Annotated in this window: 3 protein-coding genes; 1 reads left to right on the top strand and 2 read right to left on the bottom strand. The window is 71.2% G+C overall.

The features are described from left to right. Positions 1-154: 154 nt before the first annotated feature. On the bottom strand, positions 155-802 hold the full coding sequence (locus tag ND747_RS16000; RefSeq protein ID WP_251734415.1) for a TetR/AcrR family transcriptional regulator: 648 nt from the start codon (positions 800-802) through the stop codon (positions 155-157). 461 nt (positions 803-1,263) lie between these two features. Here ND747_RS16000 and modA point away from each other — a divergent pair, with 461 nt between their 5' ends. Then, the gene (gene modA / locus ND747_RS15995) at positions 1,264-2,064 is read left to right on the top strand and encodes a molybdate ABC transporter substrate-binding protein (RefSeq protein ID WP_251734414.1); all 801 of its coding nucleotides are present in this window, start codon (positions 1,264-1,266) and stop codon (positions 2,062-2,064) included. A 119-nt stretch (positions 2,065-2,183) separates the two neighbouring features. Here modA and ND747_RS15990 read toward each other — a convergent pair whose 3' ends face one another. Continuing rightward, positions 2,184-2,801, bottom strand: coding sequence for a neutral zinc metallopeptidase (locus tag ND747_RS15990; protein WP_251734413.1), 618 nt, complete (start codon positions 2,799-2,801; stop codon positions 2,184-2,186). Between the last annotated feature and the right edge of the window lie 105 nt (positions 2,802-2,906).

Here is a 2,906-nt window from a genome sequence, read left to right as displayed (position 1 = left end):
CCCCCCCCCCCCCCCCGCCCCCCCCCCCCCCCCCCCCCCCCCCCCCCCCCCCCCCCCCCCCCCCCCCCCCCCCCCCCGGGACTGCGCCGCCACGGTACAAAGGCGCTGGGAAGCCGGGCCGCGGGCAGGACGGGCTGCGCGCGAGCACACGGAACTAACGGGGGATGACCAGGGCGCGCACGACGTGTTGGACGACGAACTCCCGCTGGCGAGCGGGTGACCAGGTCGACCAGGGTGGCCTCGTGATGAGACCACCGGCGGTGATCAGCCACATGACGGTCTCGCGAAGGTCGAGATCGGCGTGCAGCTGGCCGTCGGCCTGCCACCGGTGCAGGTGGGTGTCGAGGTGGCGGGCGACGGCGTCGACGATCGGCCCGCCGGCCGGGTGCAGGGACTCGGCGACGACCCGACCGCCCTCGGGGAAGACCGCCTCGTTGAGGGTGTCGCTGTTGATCCGCGCGACGGCGCCGAGGAAGATCTCACACAGCGAGTGCTGCGCGTCGTCCGGGTGGGGCAGGGTGTTCAGCACGGTGGTCATCACCCGGTCGATCCGACCGAGCAGCACGGCGAGGATGAGGTCGTCACGGCCGCGGAAGTACCGGTAGACGGTCGAGCGCGACACGCCCGCCTCGAGGGCGACCTCCTCCACCCGGATCCGGCCGTTGCCGCGTTGGACCAGGCAACGCATGGTGGCGTTGACCAGGCGCCGACGGGCCTCCTCGTCGTCGAGCAGCGCGCTGTCACTACCCCACCAGCCCGGCGTCCGCTGCGCCGCGCCCCCGTCGCCCTTCACCACCGCCATCACGACATGGTAGGTGCCGATTCGGCCCGATCCGCCCCGCCGGACGAGCTCGCAGCGCCGGATTGGTCACGTAGCGCACGCCGAAGGCGGTGGCGAGGGGCCGGCGGACGCCGCGTCGATCGATGCTGCTGGTCAGCTCACGTCACCCCCACCTATCGGCTACGCAGATACGGCACTATCATGCGACAAGTTTCGTATCCAAGGAGCTCTACCGACGAGGGCATCCGCAGATGCGAGCGGGGGGCGCCGGCCGACGACTGTCGGTCGGGCCGGCGATCGGGGTGACGACGGTGTCGCCGTGGACCGACTCGATGCCTCGCAGCGCCTGTCACTGCGAGTCAGTTCGAGCTGGCCGACCGTCCACAACCATGGGATCTGTCGAGTGAGACGGTCGACCACGCCTGGCGGCGGGGGCGATCCGTCGTGGGCGAAGGAACGGGAAACACGTGAGATTCAGCAGGATGAAGACGGCGTTCGCGGTCATGGCCAGCGCCGGCCTTCTCGTCGCCGGGTGTGGCAGCAGCGGTAGCGACGGGGCGACGGCGAACACCCCGTCGCCGTCGGCGAGTGCCTCCTCCAGTGGCGTCACCGGCACCGTGACGGTGTTCGCCGCGGCGTCGTTGACCGGGACGTTCACCGAGCTCGGCAAGCAGTTCGAGACGGCCAACCCCGGTTCCACCGTGAAGTTCTCCTTCGGTGGCAGCTCGACGCTGGCCACCCAGATCAACGCCGGCGCGCCGGCGGACGTGTTCGCCGCGGCGAGCGCGGCCACCATGAAGACCGTCACCGACGCGGGGCAGAACACCTCGACGCCGAAGGTCTTCGTCCGCAACCAGCTGGTCATCGCCGTGCCCGCGGCCAACCCCAAGGGCATCACCGACCTGCCCGACCTGGTCAAGCCCGGGGTGAAGGTCGCCCTGTGCGCGGACGCGGTGCCCTGTGGCGCGGCCGCGAAGAAGGCCCTGACGGCCGCCGGGGTGAACCTCACCCCCGTCACCCTCGAGCAGGACGTCAAGTCCGCCCTGTCCAAGGTCACCCTCGGTGAGGTGGACGCGGCCCTGGTCTACCGGACGGACGCCATCGCCGCGGGTGCCAAGGTGAAGGGCATCGAGTTCCCCGAGTCGGCGAAGGCGATCAACGACTACCCGATCGCCACCCTCAAGGGCGGTAAGAACGCGGCCGGCGGTACGGCGTTCGTGAACTACATCACCTCGTCCACCGCGCAGGCGGTGCTGACCAAGGCCGGTTTCCAGGCTCCCTGAGCCTCGGGCCGCAGCACCGTCACGTCGCATCGACCGGGCCCCGTCCCCGACACCGTCCGCCCTGCGCGGCCGGCCGGGGGCGGGGCCCGGTCATGTCCGTCGGCCGGATGTGTCCGGGGTCAGACGTCGCCGGTGCGGGACTGGCCGATGCGCTGGCAGGTGGCGCTGTCACGCAGGTAGCCGTAGGAGAACGCCTGGGCGCGCTGCGTGGGACTGCCGTGGGCGTCGGGGGCGGTGGCCGGTTCCTGGTTGAACCAGCCACCTCGGGTGTCGCCGAGCGAGAAGAACAGCATCGAGCCGTTGAGCGCGTCGGCCACCTCGAGCAGGCCGGCCTTGTGGGCGGCGGCGGCCTGGCGCCCGGCGAAGCAGTCGGCCTGGTTCTCCTCCGCCCGGGGGACGACACCGAGGCCCTTGCCGATCCGGTCGCCGCGGTGGGACAGCTCATGCATGAGAACGAACAGCGGGTAGGTAGGGCCGCCCGCACTGGCCAGGTCGTTCATGAACTCGATGCTGTAGGCGACGGTGTCGTCCAGGGTGCAGTAGAGGGCGTTGTCGGCGAACTGGTCCGGGTCGGCCTGCCGGCCGCACTCGTCGTCCGGAGCCTGGCCGTTGTGATACTCAATGATCTTCGGGACGGTCCAGGCGCTGCCGAGCTGCGCCTGCCAGAAGGTGTTGACCCCACCCGGGCAGCCGACCGGTTCCGTGACCACCCGCAGGGCGTCCTGAACGGTGCGCACCTGCCCGCTCCCGCAGTTCGCGGGCGACGCCGACCTTGACTGATCAGGCGAAACGGACGAGGTCATGCCCACCGCCGACGGGTCGGGAAACGGGCCACCATCTCG

Origin of the sequence: Frankia sp. R82 (assembly GCF_023716925.1) — a bacterium.
Lineage (GTDB): Bacteria > Actinomycetota > Actinomycetes > Frankiales > Frankiaceae > Frankia.
This window is presented reverse-complemented; position numbering and strand designations above follow the sequence as displayed.

Excerpts from the sequence above, each read along its gene's own strand:
- ND747_RS16000 (WP_251734415.1), bottom strand. The coding sequence starts at position 802 with ATGGCGGTGGTGAAGGGCGACGGGGGCGCGGCGCAGCGGACGCCGGGC.
- modA (WP_251734414.1), top strand. The coding sequence starts at position 1,264 with ATGAAGACGGCGTTCGCGGTCATGGCCAGCGCCGGCCTTCTCGTCGCC.